The 15201-nt window shown below is 62.0% G+C and carries 15 protein-coding genes; 9 read left to right on the top strand and 6 right to left on the bottom strand.

What is annotated here, in order from left to right; all coding sequences use genetic code 11:
* Positions 1 to 7 precede the first annotated feature (7 nt).
* Entirely contained in the window at positions 8 to 2152 is a 2145-nt protein-coding gene (dinG, locus tag HBN98_RS02440) for an ATP-dependent DNA helicase DinG (protein WP_003222341.1), read from the bottom strand.
* A gap of 99 nt (positions 2153 to 2251) precedes the next feature.
* Here dinG and HBN98_RS02445 point away from each other — a divergent pair, with 99 nt between their 5' ends.
* Entirely contained in the window at positions 2252 to 2716 is a 465-nt protein-coding gene (locus tag HBN98_RS02445) for a CopD family protein (RefSeq protein ID WP_064586325.1), read from the top strand.
* 173 nt (positions 2717 to 2889) lie between these two features.
* On the opposite strand, the gene HBN98_RS02450 is transcribed toward HBN98_RS02445, so the two are convergent.
* From HBN98_RS02450 to HBN98_RS02465, 4 genes are all read right to left on the bottom strand, one after another.
* The gene (locus tag HBN98_RS02450; RefSeq protein WP_083366813.1) at positions 2890 to 3648 is read right to left on the bottom strand and encodes a collagen pro alpha-chain precursor; all 759 of its coding nucleotides are present in this window, start codon (positions 3646 to 3648) and stop codon (positions 2890 to 2892) included.
* Positions 3641 to 3916, bottom strand: a complete 276-nt coding sequence (locus tag HBN98_RS02455) for a DUF1145 domain-containing protein (protein ID WP_027614360.1) — start codon at positions 3914 to 3916, stop codon at positions 3641 to 3643. The genes HBN98_RS02450 and HBN98_RS02455 overlap by 8 nt, the downstream gene beginning before the upstream one ends.
* 162 nt (positions 3917 to 4078) lie before the next feature.
* Positions 4079 to 4801 carry a PA1041 family peptidoglycan-binding anchor lipoprotein gene (locus HBN98_RS02460; protein ID WP_083366814.1) on the bottom strand — a complete coding sequence of 241 codons (723 nt, stop codon included), beginning with the start codon at positions 4799 to 4801 and terminating at the stop codon, positions 4079 to 4081.
* 90 nt (positions 4802 to 4891) lie between these two features.
* Positions 4892 to 5587 (bottom strand): PA1041 family peptidoglycan-binding anchor lipoprotein, encoded by a 696-nt coding sequence (locus tag HBN98_RS02465; RefSeq protein ID WP_064586320.1) that lies wholly within the window; start codon positions 5585 to 5587, stop codon positions 4892 to 4894.
* 197 nt (positions 5588 to 5784) lie between these two features.
* On the opposite strand from HBN98_RS02465, the gene HBN98_RS02470 reads away from it, so the two are divergent.
* Genes HBN98_RS02470 through HBN98_RS02485 form a run of 4 tightly spaced genes read left to right on the top strand, consistent with a single transcriptional unit; the run spans position 5785 to position 7501 of the window.
* Positions 5785 to 6282, top strand: coding sequence for a DUF6231 family protein (locus HBN98_RS02470; protein ID WP_083366815.1), 498 nt, complete (start codon positions 5785 to 5787; stop codon positions 6280 to 6282).
* 4 nt (positions 6283 to 6286) lie between these two features.
* On the top strand, positions 6287 to 6763 hold the full coding sequence (locus tag HBN98_RS02475) for a YchJ family protein (protein WP_083366816.1): 477 nt from the start codon (positions 6287 to 6289) through the stop codon (positions 6761 to 6763).
* Between the two features lie 43 nt (positions 6764 to 6806).
* Positions 6807 to 7301, top strand: coding sequence for an LEA/WHy family protein (locus HBN98_RS02480; RefSeq protein WP_064586314.1), 495 nt, complete (start codon positions 6807 to 6809; stop codon positions 7299 to 7301).
* Positions 7298 to 7501 (top strand): SEC-C metal-binding domain-containing protein, encoded by a 204-nt coding sequence (locus HBN98_RS02485; protein ID WP_003198420.1) that lies wholly within the window; start codon positions 7298 to 7300, stop codon positions 7499 to 7501. Before HBN98_RS02480 ends, HBN98_RS02485 begins: the two co-directional genes overlap by 4 nt.
* A 129-nt stretch (positions 7502 to 7630) precedes the next feature.
* Here the strand turns inward: HBN98_RS02485 and HBN98_RS02490 are convergent, their stop codons facing one another.
* On the bottom strand, positions 7631 to 8188 hold the full coding sequence (locus tag HBN98_RS02490; RefSeq protein WP_083366817.1) for a cysteine hydrolase family protein: 558 nt from the start codon (positions 8186 to 8188) through the stop codon (positions 7631 to 7633).
* A 430-nt stretch (positions 8189 to 8618) separates the two neighbouring features.
* On the opposite strand from HBN98_RS02490, the gene HBN98_RS02495 reads away from it, so the two are divergent.
* The 4 genes from HBN98_RS02495 (at position 8619) to HBN98_RS02510 (ending at position 15144) form a co-directional block, all read left to right on the top strand.
* A complete protein-coding gene (locus tag HBN98_RS02495; RefSeq protein ID WP_083366818.1) occupies positions 8619 to 11069 on the top strand; it encodes a penicillin acylase family protein in 2451 nt (816 codons plus the stop codon).
* A 190-nt stretch (positions 11070 to 11259) separates the two neighbouring features.
* Positions 11260 to 12294: a ligase-associated DNA damage response exonuclease gene (locus tag HBN98_RS02500; RefSeq protein WP_064586302.1), complete on the top strand. Its 1035-nt coding sequence runs from the start codon at positions 11260 to 11262 to the stop codon at positions 12292 to 12294.
* Entirely contained in the window at positions 12291 to 13979 is a 1689-nt protein-coding gene (locus HBN98_RS02505) for an ATP-dependent DNA ligase (protein WP_083366819.1), read from the top strand. Before HBN98_RS02500 ends, HBN98_RS02505 begins: the two co-directional genes overlap by 4 nt.
* A gap of 382 nt (positions 13980 to 14361) precedes the next feature.
* A complete protein-coding gene (locus HBN98_RS02510) occupies positions 14362 to 15144 on the top strand; it encodes a transporter substrate-binding domain-containing protein (RefSeq protein ID WP_064586299.1) in 783 nt (260 codons plus the stop codon).
* Positions 15145 to 15201: the final 57 nt, after the last annotated feature.

A 15201-nucleotide genomic window follows, 5' to 3' on the forward strand; every position in this document is an offset into this window, starting at 1 on the left:
CGTTGTCTCAGGATATTTCACGACGGAATGGCGGCAACGCATTGAGGATCGCCTTGCCATAGCGCTGGGTGACCAGCCGCCGATCAAGCAAGGTGATGGTGCCGCGGTCTTCTTCGGTCCGCAGCAGGCGGCCGCAGGCCTGGACCAGTTTCAGCGAGGCGTCCGGCACCGAGATTTCCATGAACGGATTGCCGCCACGGGCTTCGATCCACTCCGACAGCGCGGCCTCGACCGGATCGTCCGGTACCGAAAACGGGATCTTGGCGATCACCACGTGTTCGCAGTAGGCGCCCGGCAAGTCCACGCCTTCGGCGAAACTGGCGAGGCCGAACAGCACGCTGGAGTCGCCGCCATCGACCCGCGCCTTGTGCTTGTTCAGGGTTTCCTGTTTCGACAGGTTGCCTTGAATGAACACTTGCTTGCGCCAGTCGCGGTCGAGGCCGTCGAACACGTCCTGCATCTGTTTGCGCGAAGAGAACAGCACCAGCGTACCGCGCGAGCCTTCGACCAGATCCGGCAGCTCACGGATGATCGCCGCCGTGTGAGCCGCGGCATCCCGCGGGTCGGCCTTCAGGTCCGGGACCCGCAACACGCCGGCGTCGGCGTGGTGGAACGGGCTTGGCACCACGGCGGTGACGGCTTTTTTCGGCAGGCCGGCGCGCATGCGGAAGCGGTCGAAAGTGCCCAGCGCGGTCAGGGTCGCCGACGTCACCAGGCAGCCGTAGGCCACGTTCCACAGGCTGCGGCGCAAGGTCTCGGCGGCAAGGATCGGGCTGGCGTTGACCTCGATGTCGAACAGCGAACCGCTTTCGGCCAGCGTCAGCCAACGCGCCATCGGCGGGCTGTCTTCCGGGTCTTCGGCGGTGAACGCGGTCCACAGCTCCCAGTTGCCCGAAGCCCGGGACAACAGGCTGCCGAACAGCGGATACCACTCCTCGGCCTGATTGCTGGCGATGCCGATGTTGACCTCACCGTCCATGCCTTCCTTGAGCAGGTCGGTCAGGCGGGTGAACAGGTCATTGAGCCGCGAGTAGCCCTTTTTCAGCTCGATGCCCATTTCGCGCATGTGCTCGGGAATCACCCCGCCGACGAAACGATGGCGGGGCCGCTCGCGACCTTCGACGTCTTCCCCGGGCTTGAAATCGGCAATCTGCTCGCACGCGGTGAACATGAACTGCTGCTGGGTCTTGATCTCCCGCGCCAGCTCCGGCACCTGCTCGATCAACTTGCCGAGATCCCCCGGCAGCGGATGCTGGGCCAGCAATTTGGTGAGGTTTTTGGCGGTGGTTTCCAGCCAGTCGGCGGTGGAACGCAGCCGCGTGTAGTGAGCGAAGTGGCCGATGGCCTTGTCCGGCAGGTGGTGGCCTTCGTCGAACACATAAATGGTGTCGCGCGGGTCCGGCAGCACCGCACCGCCGCCGAGCGCGAGGTCAGCCAGGACCATGTCGTGGTTGGTGACGATCACATCAACCTTGCCCATGCCTTCGCGCGCTTTATAGAACGCACACTGGCCGAAGTTCGGGCAATGGCGGTTGGTGCACTGGCTGTGATCGGTGGTCAGGCGCGCCCAGTCGGCGTCTTCCAGCGCATTGGGCCAGCTGTCGCGGTCGCCGTCCCATTTATTGCCGGCGAGCTTCTCGATCATGCTGGTGAACAGCTTCTGGCTGGCTTCGTCGACCTCGATCTTGAAACCTTCTTCTTCGAACAGCTGCGCGGTAGCGGTTTGCGCGTGGCCTTCCTGCAGCAGCATGTCGAGCTTGGACAGGCACATGTAGCGGCCACGGCCCTTGGCCAGCGCGAAGCTGAAATTCAGCCCGCTGTTGCGCATCAGGTCGGGCAAATCCTTGTAGACGATCTGTTCTTGCAGGGCCACGGTCGCGGTGGCAATCACCAGGCGCTTGCCAGCCAGCTTCGCCGTCGGAATCGCCGCCAGGCTGTAGGCCACGGTCTTGCCGGTACCGGTGCCGGCTTCCACCGCGACAATCGCGGGGTCGCCACTGCGCCGGCCTTCGTCGTCGGTGTCGATATCCCCGAGGACTTTGGCGATTTCAGCGATCATCAGGCGCTGGCCGTAACGCGGTTTGAGGCTCTTGGCTTCAAGAAAACGCGAATAGGCGCCCTGGATCGTGGTTTTGAGTTCAGTGCTGATCATGGATTGTCGGGCGCAAAAAACGCTGGATAAATTTTCAGTGGTTTCGGATGGCGGCTATCATACCCCGCTAATTAATCCCGCGCAGAACGGAGTGCCCCAATGACACCTTTTAGCCTCGTTTATCCGCTGCATGTCCTGGCCGCCCTGGTCTGGGTCGGCGGCATGTTTTTCGCCTGGATGGTCCTGCGCCCGGCGGCGGTCAAGGCCCTCGACGGCCCCGCCCGCCTGACCCTGTGGGTGGAAGTGTTTCAAGGTTTTTTCCGTTGGGTCTGGGTGGCGGTGATCCTGCTGCCGATCAGCGGCGTGGGCATGCTGCACTTGCAGCACATCGGCTTCGAGACCGCACCGAAGTACGTGCAGGTGATGATGGGGCTGTATGTGGTGATGACTGCGCTGTTTATCCGCATTCAGGGTTTGATGCTCCCGGAACTGCGTAAAGCGGTTGAAGCCAAGGACTGGCCGGCGGGTGCGGCAGTGCTGGGGCGAATTCGCCGGGTGGTGGGGATCAATCTGATTGTCGGGCTGGTGCTGGTGGCGATTGCCGCCGCTCGACCGATGTTCTGAGCGGCTGAAGACAAACACTTTTTGTGGCGAGGGAGCTTGCTCCCGCGGGGCTGCGCAGCAGCCCCACATCAGCTGGCGCGTTCAATCTGATGAAACGCGGTATCTGGGGTGGGGCCGCTACGCGGCCCAGCGGGAGCAAGCTCCCTCGCCACAATGGTGAACAGTGCTGTTATTTAGAGGCGCTGCACAGTCACGGCCCCCGCCGCCCCCACCGGCCCCGGCTGACCATCAGCCCCGGCCTTGCCGTTCTTACCGCCATCGGCGCGATACACCAGGCAGCCTTTGGACTTGCCGCCCTTACCGGCCTTGCCACCGACACCCGCCGGACCACCGGCGCCGCCAGCGACGTTGACCTTGATCAGCTCAGCCGGAAACTCGCGCGGCACTTCCAGACGCACCAGCGCTCCCGGCGCTCCGGGTTGGCCGTCGCTGCCGTTGCTGCCATCAAAACCGTGACCGGCCTCACCCCAGGTGCAACCCGGATCTTCACCGTTGCCGCCATCGAGGCCGACGAAACCCGGTGCTCCGGTGCCGCCGCGAGCATCCACAAACAGTTTGGGTGCGGTCAACGCCTTGAACTGCAAATTCAGATTGCGTCCGGCGCGGGCGGCTTTTTCATAAGTGCCCGGCGCACCGCGAGCAGTGATCAGACTGCCTTCGGCCAACTGCGCTTGTCCGACTTTCAGGTCCAGCGCCTGTTCGCTGGGGACGATCGCTATGCGCGCTTCGTGGCCCAGACGCAATTCGCCGATGCTCAGCTCGGTCACGTTCGAAGGAATCAGCAGGGTGCCGTAGTCCGCCACTTCCAGCCGTTCCAGCTGCAAGGTGCTGGCGGTGTTGGGCAGGCGCATCAGCGAGTTGGGTTCGACGCTGACCACCTGGGCACAGGCCAGGGGACTGATCAATGCAGCGAGCAGGCAAAGTTTACGCATGGGAAGAAGCCTCCGGAGCGGCCGGGGCCGGGATGGTTTGCAGGTGAAAAACGCCGAACAGCAGGATGCGCAGACGGTCGCGCCACGGGTTGGGACGCCCCTTGAGGCGCGAGAAAAGCAACTCCAGCACATGCAGCGCCAGCAGCGAGGCACCGGCCAGATTGACCAGCGCATGCAGCGGATGCACAAACGGCAGCAGCAGATTGACCACCACCACGCACCAGAACAGCAGGGTCAACAAACGCCCCAGCCCCCAGAAAACCTTCATACGCTCCCCCGTGTCGGAATTATTCTTTGGGCGCACAGTAACGGCTTCGACGGGGGATAAGCCAGAGGGGCAAAAGAAAAAACTTTTGTCAGTCGTCGGATGGCTGCCGGTTCGACGATTTTCGTCGCCCGGCAGCTCTAGCTTGCGGACTACAGACACGTCCTAGCGATTGATATGCAACTCCACCCGACGGTTTTTCGCCCGGCCCTCGTCCGTTGCGTTATCCGCTACCGGCTCGCTCTCGCCACGCCCTTCACTGGTGAGTTTGCTCGGTTCCAGGCCCTGGCTCAGCAGATACGCCGCGACACTGCTGGCGCGCCGCTCGGACAGCGCCTGGTTATAGGCATCCGAACCTTTGCTGTCGGTGTGGCCGATAACCTTGATGCTGACCACGTCGGCATTGCGCAGCTTGTCCATCAGCGTGTCGAGCTGGGCCTTGGCGGCCGGGGTCAGGTCCGACTTGTCGAAATCGAACAGCACATTGCCCGCATCGCTGAGGGTGATGACTTCCGATTGCGGCGCAGGCTCCGGGGCTTTTACCGTGACCGGATATTGCGGTAACGGACAGCCACGATGATCAACCGGGGTATTGGCCGGGGTGTCAGGGCAACGGTCACGGCGGTCGAACACGCCATCGCCGTCTTCATCACCATCCTGGGCATAGCAGATCAGCCCGCCAGTCAGAATCCCCAGCGCCGCACCGCCACCGGCCCAGCCGCCACTTTCAATGGCGCCAAGACCGCCACCGACCAGCCCGCCGATCAGGCTGCAGATTGGCCACGTACGTTGATTGAGGGGGGCATCGCCATCGCTGTGGGTGGCGCAACCGGTGAGCAAGCTGCCTAGCAGCAGCACCGGCAAGACGGACCTTGAGAAAACAGTCATTGTGAAAGCTCCTGTGTCACCGGCCCATACCGGTTACACAGGAGTAAAGACCCGCATCCGCGACTGCACAAGCCGCGGATGCGAGAGGGGCTAGCGGACGATTTTGATTTCGGTACGGCGGTTCTGTGCGCGACCGTCAGCGGTTTTGTTATCCGCCACTGGCTGGCTCTCGCCCATGCCAGAGACCGAGACGAAGCTGGCGCGCGGCACACCTTGCTGGATCAGGTATTCCACCACCGAGTGCGCACGGCGATCCGACAGTTTCTTGTTGTAGGCATCGCTGCCGACGCTGTCGGTGTGGCCGGTCACGGTCAGTTGCGCCGTGGACGACTCTTGTTTCAGGCGCGTGGCGACTTTGTCCAGAACCTGTTTGTCGGAAGCGGTCAGGGTGGCTTTGTCGAACTGGAAGTGCACGTCGCGGATGACAATGGTTTCTTCCTTGACCACAACGGCCTCTTCTACCACTGGCGCCGGGGCAGGTGGAGGGCAGCCGTCAGCATCGACCTGCACGCCTTTAGGCGTGTGCGGGCACTTGTCGCGACTGTCCGGCACACCATCGCCGTCTTCGTCGCCATCACCGTGCACCCAGCAATAGGCGGCTGCCGTACCACCGACCACCAGTGCGCCATAACCGGCCCACGCCGAACTTTCCGTGGCGCCAAGACCGGCACCGACTACACCACCGACCGCCGCACAGGTCGGCCAGTCGGTTTTCTGCAAACCTGCGCAACCAGTCAACACACTGGTTAGCAGAATCAAAGGTAATGCTGTCCGAACTATGCTCATCTGGTTTTCTCCTGAGGGATCGGCTTAGAACCGATTCACGGAGTAAAGACCGGAGTTTTAATCTCCGCCAGCAATAGGCCACTGGCATTTGGGACCGTGTTCACAGTGATTCGGCACTTTTGTTGCCCGCGGCAAATCGGGGTCTAGGCCGGATCCGTCTGGCGCGCTAGTCTTGGCGATCTGATTGAGGAGCTTCGATGAACGTCGCCATTTCTTCGCGCACGCCGCAACAGGCGCTGGCTGCTTTACTGGATCGCTATGCCCCGGCGCGCTTGCTGCTGATCGGCGCCAGCGAATTTCCGGCGCTCGCCGCCTTTAAAGAAGCGCACCCGGAATGTTGCGTCGCCCACGCCGAACCCGGTGCGTTACCCGCCGAACTCGCGGCGCGGCGCTTCGACCTGGCGCTGGTGGTCGATTGCCTGGAGCATCTGCCCAAGCGCGATGGCCTGAACCTGCTGGGCGGGATCCGCAACCTCAACGCCAGCCGCATTGCGGTGCTGGCGGATCTGTCGGCCAGCGGCTGGCAGGAAACCGATTTCTACTCGCTGGCACTGCAGGCCAGTGAACGTTTCCAGCGTGACGATCAAGTGTTGACCCTGTTCACCTACGATCTGCTTGACTACAAACAAGTCCCCGACTGGCTCAACTCGCGATTCTGGGCTAATCCGGAAAACTTCGGGAAATACTGGTGGTAATGCAATGAGTACAGCCATTTGCCCGTGCGGCAGCGGCAACCTGCTGGAGGCCTGCTGCGGCCACTATCACGCCGGCCACCCGGCGCCGTGCGCCGAAGCGCTGATGCGTTCGCGCTACAGCGCCTACGTGCTGGGGCTGATCGATTATCTGGTGGCCACCACCCTGCCCGCCCAACAGGCGGGTCTGGATCGCCAGTCGATCAGCGCCTGGAGTGCGCAGAGCACCTGGCTCGGCCTTGATGTCGAAAGCTCGGAAGTGTTTGGCGGCCAGCCCGAGCACGCCTTCGTCACCTTCACCGCGCGCTGGCACGACAGCCAGGGCGAACACAGCCACCGTGAGCGCTCCTCATTCGTGCAGAACGGCGATCGCTGGTACTTTATCGACCCGACCGTGCAGGTGAAGCCGGGGCGCAACGATGCGTGTCTTTGTGCCAGCGGGCAGAAGTTCAAGAAGTGCTGCGCGGGGTATTTCGCCGCATAAAGGGAAGCGCCGACTAGACTGGGGCACAAAGGGAGTTTTATCGATGCTCGGTCACCGCCGCACACTACATGGCTTGTTGCTGATGCTGATCCTGAACCTCGGCGGTTGCGCCTCGTGGTTCAGCGATGACAGCGTCGACCCCGCCGTCCACCTGGTGAAAGTCGAGGTGGTGCGGGCCAAGCTGCTCGAGCAGAAATTCATCCTGCATTTTCGCATCGACAACCCCAACGACAGCGACCTGACCGTGCGCGGCATGGAATACCGCATTCATCTGGCGGATCTGCTGCTGGCCGAAGGCGAGCACGAACACTGGATCACGGTGGCGCCCAAAAGCAGCGCGTTCTACCGGATACCGATCCGCACAAACCTGTGGCCGCGGGTGAAGGACGTGGTGAAAATGCTCAAGAGTCCGCACCAGCAGGTGCCTTATCGACTGCAAGGCGAGATGGAAACCGGTTTATTCATCGCCCACTACGTGCACCTGGAGCGCAATGGCGTGATAATCCCCGCCGATTTAATTCCGGAGCAAAACCGATGACTCAGCAACCTCATGTCCATGGCCCAGACTGCAACCACGATCATGACCATCATCACGATCATGACCATGGCCATGTCCACGGCCCGAACTGCGGCCACGCCCACCAGGAACCGGTGCGCAACGCCCTGAAAGACGTCGGCCGCAACGACCCTTGCCCCTGCGGCAACGGCAAGAAATTCAAGAAGTGCCACGGCGCTTGATGCCTTGGGCGAAGTCCTTCTTCGCCTGAAACATCGTTATCGCGAGCAGGCTCACTCCTACAATTGAAATGCGTTCAACTGTAGGAGTGAGCCTGCTCGCGATACCGACGGTACATTCACCAAAAACCTTCAGCCGGCCGCCAGAATCTGCGCAGCGCTGCTCACCGTCGCATACTCCCCGTGCAAATTCCCCAGCGACATCCCGTGCACCTCTTCGGCTGAACGCGGCGTGCCGAAATAATCGGCCTTGTCGAAGGTGAAGCACGCATCCTCCACCACCCACGCCTCAAACCCCAGATTGCCGGCCGTGCGCGCCGTGGACTCCACCGAGTTGTTAGTCGCCACACCTACCATGATCAATTGCCCGATTCCCTCCTCACGCAACTGCGCTTCCAGTCCCGTGGCACAGAACGCATCCGGTACGCGCTTCTGAATCAGCCACTCGCCCTTCTGTGGCGCAAACCGCGGCTGAAACTCCACGCCCGGCTGCTCGGGCCAGAACACCGACTGCGGCGAATGCGACAGATGCTGCACATGAATCACCGGTCGCCCACTGCTGCGCCATGCCCCCAGCAAATCGAGCATGCGTTCTTCGGCCTGCGGGTTATTCCGCCGCCCCAGGCGCGGTTCCAGAATGCCTTGTTGCTGGTCGATGATGATCAGTGCGGCGTTGGTCTGAAGCTCCATGGCGATGTGTCTCACGCAGGGTCATTGAATTTCCCGCACTTCAGCATCATCGCCACAGGGTGAGCAAGGGCTGGTTCAACCCAATCAACGATCACCCGGCGACGGTGAACACGTATGCCAACCCGCCGAAATCCTGATATTTGGATGAACCCTTTTTGTGGCGAGGGAGCTTGCTCCCGCTGGAGTGCGAAGCGCTCCCAGACTGTTCGCCGCGATTTATCAGAAAAATGCGCAGCCTGGATAACGACCGCTGCGCAGCCGAGCGGGAGCAAGCTCCCTCGCCACAAAAGCACTGCTCTCTCTGCTGATTGGCTGTTGGTCAGACAAATACAGAAATAACCACTCGCCCCGCTTGCGCGGCCACCGCCTGCTCACTAACGTAGCGGCTTTATTGCGCCCCCAGCCTCTACACCCCCGCAGGAGCTTTGCCATGGCCTCGCCAGCCCTTACACATTTTCTTCCCCGGTTCGGCGTTGCCGCAGCAGTGGCCGGTGTCTTGAGCCTGTCCGGTTGCCAGACCTGGAACGCTCAGGACACCCTCCCGCCGACCTCCGGCGTGCAACCGCTAAAGGGCCTGGCGCAGAACGTTTCGGTCCGCCGCAACGCCATGGGCATGCCGTTGATCGAAAGCAACAGCTTCCACGACGCGCTGTTCACCCTCGGTTACGTGCATGCCAGCGACCGCATCAATCAGATGGTCACCCTGCGCCTGTTGGCTCAGGGCCGTCTGGCGGAAATGTCCGGCGCGTCGATGCTCGACGCCGACCGCTACATGCGCGCAGTCAACCTGAAGAAAAGCGCCGACGAGCTGTACAAGGCCTCGTCGCCACGGCTCAAGCGGTTCTTCGAAGTCTATGCGCGGGGCGTCAACGCTTACCTGTTCCGCTATGCCGACAAACTGCCGGGCGACCTCGCCTCCAGCGGCTACAAGCCTGAATACTGGAAACCGGAAGATTCGGCGCTGATCTTCGCGCTGCTGAACTTCAGCCAGTCGGCCAACCTGCCGGAAGAGATCGCCTCCCTGGTGCTGGCGCAAACCGTGACCACCGACAAACTCGCCTGGCTGACCCCGTCCGCACCGGACGAGAACCTGCCGCTGGCCGAAGCCGACAAACTGCAAGGCCTCAAACTCAACGGGCAGATCCCTGGCCTCAGCGAGTTGAGCAACGCCAGTCAACAATTGGCCGCAGTGAATCCGCTGGGCACCAGCACCTCGAACAACTGGGCCATCGCCCCGCAACGCAGCCGCAATGGCAAGAGCATTCTCGCCAGCGACAGCCATGGCCCACTGACGGCGCCGTCGCTGTGGACCTTCGTGCAGATCCGCGCGCCGAAATATCAGGCCGCCGGCGTCACCATCGCCGGTCTGCCGATGGTCCTCGGCGGCTTCAACGGCAAAGTCGCCTGGAGCGCCACCAGCGTGCTCGGTGACAACCAGGACCTGTTCCTGGAAAAAATCCGCCGTCAGGGCAGCAGCCTGACCTATGAGGTCAATGGTAAATGGCAGCCGCTGGGCGTGCGCAACGAAACCTATTTCGTCAAAGGCCAGCGGCCGATTCGCGAAGCGGTGTACGAAACCCGCCACGGTGCGCTGCTCAACAGTGCCCAGGCTGCGGCGCAGGGCAATGGCTTTGGCCTCGCCCTGCAAACACCGAGCTTCACCGACGACAAATCGCTGGACGCGTTTTTTGACCTGACCCGCGCACAGAACGTTGAACGCGCCTCGGACGCCAGTCGCGAGATCCGCGCCATCGCCCTGAACATGGTGTTCGCCGACGCCAGCAACATCGGCTGGCAAGTCACCGGGCGTTTCCCCAACCGCCGCGAAGGCGAAGGCCTGCTGCCATCGCCGGGCTGGGAAGGTCGCTACGATTGGGACGGTTACGCCGACCCGATGCTGCACCCGTACGATCAAGACCCGAGCCAAGGCTGGCTCGGCACCGCCAACCAGCGGGTGATTCCTCACGGCTACGGCATGCAGCTGTCCAACTCCTGGGCCGCGCCGGAGCGTGGCGAGCGCCTGGCAGAACTGGCCGGCAGCGGCAAACAGGACGGGCGCAGCGTGATCGCCATGCAGTACGACCAGACCACGACATTTGCCGCCAAGCTGAAGAAAATGTTTGAAGCCCCGGGCATGAAGCAGCCGCTGAAACAGGCGATCGACGCCCTGCCGGAAGCCGATCGCAGCAAGGCCCGTGAGGCGTTCAGCCGGTTGATGGCGTTCGACGGCAAACTCAGCCCGACGTCGGCCGATGCGGCGATCTACGAACTGTTCCTGCAAGAAAGCATGAAACAGATCTTCCTCGACGAGCTCGGCCCCGAGTCGAGCCCGGCGTGGAAAGCCTTTATCGCCAATGGCGACCTGTCCTACGCAGCACAAGCCGACCACCTGCTCGGTCGCGAAGACAGCCCGTTCTGGGATGACATCCGCACCCCGCAGAAAGAAGACAAAGCGGTGATCCTCGCCCGCAGCCTGGCGGCAGCGATCAGCGCCGGCGACAGCCAGTTGGGTGGCGATCACAAGGCCTGGCAGTGGGGCAAACTGCATGGCTACACGTGGAAAAACGCCAGCGGCCAGACCGTTCGCGGCCCACTGGCAGCCGGCGGCGATCACACCACGCTCAATACCGCGGCGTTTGCCTGGGGTAAAGATTTCAACACTACGCGCGCGCCGTCGATGCGTTTCATCGTCGACTTCAGCCAGACCGAGCCGCTGATGGGGCAGAACGGCACCGGCCAGTCCGGCAACCCGGCCAGCCCGAACTACCTTAACGGCATCGATGCCTGGCTCAAGGGCCAGTACATCGGCTTGCCGATGCAGCCGCAGAACTTTGACCGGGTGTATGGCAAGACGCGCTTGACCCTGACGCCGGGCAAATAAGCGCAGCCCCCTTGTAGGAGTGAGCCTGCTCGCGATCGCGGTGTGCCAGTTTCTGAAAAAGTCACTGATGTAACGCGATCGCGAGCAGGCTCACTCCTACATGGGCGCAGTGTCGCCCTGAAAAAAATCGATAGAACTTCCAGACCCGCACCAGCCTCTTAGCTAACAAGTCCTCCATTCTGGTAACGACATGGACCTTGTTATTGCCCGCCCCGAAGGTTTGTACTGCCCCGCCGGGGATTTCTATATTGATCCGTGGCGCCCGGTCGAGCGTTCGGTGATCACCCATGCCCACGGCGATCACGCGCGAACCGGCAACCAGCACTATCTGGCAAGCAGCGCCAGCGAAGGGATCTTGCGCGCACGCCTGGGGCAGGACATCAACCTGCAGACCCTCGCCTACGGCCAGCGCCTGACCCACCACGGGGTGACCCTGAGCTTTCATCCTGCCGGCCACGTGCTCGGTTCGTCCCAGGTGCGCCTGGAATACGGCGGCGAAGTCTGGGTCGCTTCCGGCGACTACAAGATCGAACCCGATGGCACCTGCGCGCCATTCGAACCGGTGCGTTGCCACACCTTCATCACCGAATCGACCTTCGGCCTGCCGATTTATCGCTGGCAGCCGCAGGCGCAGGTGTTCAGCGAAATCAACCAGTGGTGGCAGGCGAACATCGCCGCCGGCAAGGCCAGCGTGTTGTTCTGCTATTCGTTCGGCAAGGCCCAGCGGATTCTGCATGGCATCGACGCCAGCCTCGGGCCGATCCTCAGTCATGGCGCGGTCGAACCGCTGAACCGGGTCTACCGCGAGGCCGGGGTTTATCTGCCGCCGACGATCTACGCCGGCGACGTGAAAAAGTCAGACCCGATCATGCGTCAGGCCTTGGTCATCGCTCCGCCCTCGGCCGGTGGCAGCACCTGGATGCGGCGTTTCGGTGAGTTCAGCGACGCCTTCGCCAGCGGCTGGATGCGTCTGCGTGGCACTCGCCGGCGGCGCGGGGTGGATCGTGGCTTCGTGCTGTCGGATCACGCCGACTGGCCCGGTCTGCTCTGGGCCATCGAACAGACTGGCGCCGAACGGGTGATGGTCACCCACGGCTCGATCGGGGTACTGGTCCGTCATCTGCGCGAACAAGGTCTGGATGCCCAGGGGTTCACCACCGAATACGGCGACGATGAGGAGGAAAACATCGACGCCGAACCGGTTATTGCCGAGGTGCAAGCATGAAAGCGTTCGCCGAGTTGTACGCCGAACTCGACGCCACGACGTCCAGCAACGCCAAACTGGCGGCCATGCAAAACTACTTCGCCCAGGCTGCACCGCAGGACGCGGCGTGGGCGGTGTACTTTCTGTCCGGCGGTCGCCCGCGGCAACTGGTGCCGGTGCGCACCCTGCGCGAATTGGCCGTCGACGTCTCGGGGCTTGAACCCTGGTTGTTCGAAGAGAGCTACCAGGCGGTCGGCGATCTGGCCGAGACCATTTCGTTGGTGCTGCCGGAAAACCCGCACAGTTCCGAAGCCGGCCTGGCCGAATGGATCGAAGACAAACTGCTGCCGCTGCGCGGTGAAACCCCGGAATACCTCGCCCGCCAGTTGCCGGCGCTGTGGGCGCAGCTGGATCGGCCGAGCCTGATGCTGTGCATCAAATTGATCACTGGTAGCTTTCGCGTCGGCGTGTCGAAACTGCTGGTCACCCGCGCTCTGGCGTCGATGGCCAGCCTCGACAGCAAACGCGTGGCGCAGCGCCTGGTGGGTTACACCGACCTGTCGAACCGGCCGAACGCCGCCAGCTACCTGAAACTGATCGCACCGGAGTCCGCCGACGAACACGCACAACGTGGCGGCCAGCCCTACCCGTTCTTCCTCGCCCATGGCTTGTCGCAATCGGTCGAGGAATTTGAAGGGCTGTTGGGGCCGGCAAGCAATTGGCAGGTGGAGTGGAAGTGGGATGGCATCCGGGCGCAGGTGGTCAAGCGTGAGGGGCGATTGTGGGTCTGGTCGCGCGGCGAAGAGCTGGTCACTGAACGGTTCCCCGAGTTCGACACACTGGTGCACAGCTTGCCCGATGGAACGGTGATCGACGGCGAGATCGTGGTCTGGAAAAGCACCCACCCGACCACCGAAGACGCCTTCGATCCGCAATCGACAACGCCACCGGCGGTGCAACCGTTCGCCCTGCTGCAGCAACGCATCGGCCGCAAGACCCTCGATAAAAAGATCCTCGAAGATCTGCCCGTGGTAGTGCTCGCCTACGACTTGCTGGAATGGCAAGGCGAAGACTGGCGCAACCGCCCGCAAGCCGAACGGCGCGCGCAACTGGAACAGGTCATCGCCCACGGTAACAACCCGGTGTTACTGCCCTCACCGGTTCTCACCGGCAGCGACTGGTTCGACCTCGCGCGCCAGCGTGAAGCCTCGCGCCGGCTGGGGGTCGAGGGCATGATGCTCAAAGCCCGCGATGCGCTGTATGGCGTGGGCCGGACCAAGGACATGGGCGTGTGGTGGAAGTGGAAGGTCGACCCGTTCAGCGTCGATGCGGTGTTGATCTACGCGCAGCGCGGGCATGGCCGCCGGGCCAGTCTGTACAGCGATTACACCTTCGCGGTATGGGACGGCCCGCCCGACTCCAGCCAACGAGCGCTGGTGCCGTTCGCCAAGGCTTATTCGGGGCTGACCGATGAGGAAATGCGCCAGGTCGACAGCATTGTGCGCAAGACCACCGTGGAAAAATTCGGCCCGGTCAGCAGCGTCAAGCCGAGCCTGGTGTTCGAGTTGGGTTTCGAAGGCATCGCCCTGTCGCGACGGCACAAGAGCGGCATTGCCGTGCGCTTTCCGAGGATGCTGCGCTGGCGCCAGGACAAGAGCGTGGATGAGGCCGATAGCCTGGCGACACTGCAGGACTTGCTGGTCTGACCCGGTTTCCCGGGACATTTATCACTTTTAACTGAATGAAATCCTGTGGCGAGGGAGCTTGCTCCCGCTGGAGGGCGCAGCACTCCCTGGCATTGCATAGGGCATTGACAGGTTTGCGACTGCTGCGCAGCCGAGCGGGAGCAAGCTCCCTCGCCACAGGAAATTTCACGCCCACAAATCCCGCACACGACCCGAAATGGTGCAGCCCATTCCCACCGCCCATTTCCGTGCACCAATCCCTCTCGCTGCTCCCTCCCCCAACCTTTTAAAACACTTGTTCGGGACTCTGGTTCGGAAATTGCTACTTTCTATAGGTCGTACGCGTTCCAGTAACAATAATTCTGCGCCACAAGCGCTCATATTGGTTCTTAGGGATTGAATAATGAAAAAAGCATTGCTGACCCTTTCTGCACTGGCGTTGTGCATGGCTGCCGGCTCCGCGCTGGCCAAGGAATACAAAGAGCTGCGTTTTGGCGTTGATCCTTCCTACGCACCGTTCGAGTCGAAAGCGGCCGACGGCAGCCTGGTGGGCTTCGACATCGACCTGGGCAACGCGATCTGCGCCGAGCTGAAGGTCAAGTGCAAATGGGTTGAAAGCGACTTCGACGGCATGATTCCGGGCCTCAACGCCAACAAGTTCGACGGTGTGATCTCGTCGATGACCGTGACCCCGGCCCGTGAAAAGGCGATCGACTTCTCCAGCGAGCTGTTCTCCGGCCCGACTTCCTACGTGTTCAAGAAGGGTTCCGGCCTGAGCGATGACGTCGCTTCCCTCAAGGGCAAGTCCGTCGGTTACGAGCAAGGCACCATCCAGGAAGCCTACGCCAAGGCCGTTCTGGAGAAGGCCGGGGTGAAAATCCAGGCTTACGCCAACCAGGACCAAGTGTACGCCGACCTGAAAAACGGCCGCCTCGACGCTTCGATCCAGGACATGCTGCAAGCCGAACTGGGCTTTTTGAAGTCGCCTGATGGGGCCAACTACGAAGTCAGCAAGCCGGTCGACAGCGAATTGCTGCCCGCCAAAACCGCTGTCGGTATTAAGAAAGGTAACAAAGACCTGAAGGCGCTTTTAGATAAAGGTATCAAAGCGTTACACGATGACGGCAAATACGCCGAGATTCAAAAGAAACACTTTGGCGATCTGAATCTGTACAGCGGTAAATAATGCCCTGGCGCCCATCACGCGATGGGCGCCTTTTCCGTTCGCTCAGGTTGCTGATTT

It is taken from the genome of Pseudomonas koreensis (assembly GCF_012986595.1).
GTDB classification, from domain to species: domain Bacteria; phylum Pseudomonadota; class Gammaproteobacteria; order Pseudomonadales; family Pseudomonadaceae; genus Aquipseudomonas; species Aquipseudomonas koreensis.